The 585-nt window shown below is 40.9% G+C and carries 1 protein-coding gene; it reads right to left on the bottom strand.

Annotated elements, in window-relative coordinates:
* Positions 1-5 precede the first annotated feature (5 nt).
* A partial coding sequence (locus IE155_RS17910; protein WP_189379705.1) for an IS3 family transposase occupies positions 6-585 on the bottom strand: 580 nt, incomplete at its 5' end.

The following is a 585-nucleotide window of genomic DNA, read 5'->3' as shown; positions in this document are numbered from 1 at the left end:
GACCTCTAGCTTCCAGTTAAAAACTGGTTTTCATACTCATCAGGTGACACATGACCAAGGTGGCTATGCAATCGTTTTCGATTGTAGAACATTTCAATGTAATCAAACAAGTCAGCCCGTGCTTCATTGCGGTTTTCGTACACTTTTCGTTTAACTCGCTCAGTCTTAAGTGAGTGAAAAAAGCTCTCAGCAACAGCGTTATCTAAGCAATGGCCTCTTCGACTCATGCTAGGAACTAAATTATTTGCAGATAAAAATTCTCGATAATCACAGCTTGCATATTGGCTACCTTGATCACTATGAACAATAACTTCTTGCTTAGGATTTCGACGCCAAACGGCCATTAGCAGTGCTTTGATAACAATATCTTTAGACATGTTGGGCTGCATCGACCAACCAATGATTTTGCGTGAGAACAAGTCGAGGACAACAGCAAGATATAGCCAGCCCTCATAGGTTTTTATATAGGTGATATCTGCTACCCAAGCAGTATCAGGCTCACATACAACAAACTGTTGCTGTAAATGGTTATCAGCAATCAATGCTGGTACGGATGACTTAAAGTAGCGACGTTTGTAGCCAATA

The organism is Thalassotalea profundi, from assembly GCF_014653195.1.
GTDB lineage: Bacteria > Pseudomonadota > Gammaproteobacteria > Enterobacterales > Alteromonadaceae > Thalassotalea_B > Thalassotalea_B profundi.
The sequence above is the reverse complement of the archived record's forward strand: the minus strand, read 5'-3'. Positions and strand labels throughout refer to the sequence as shown.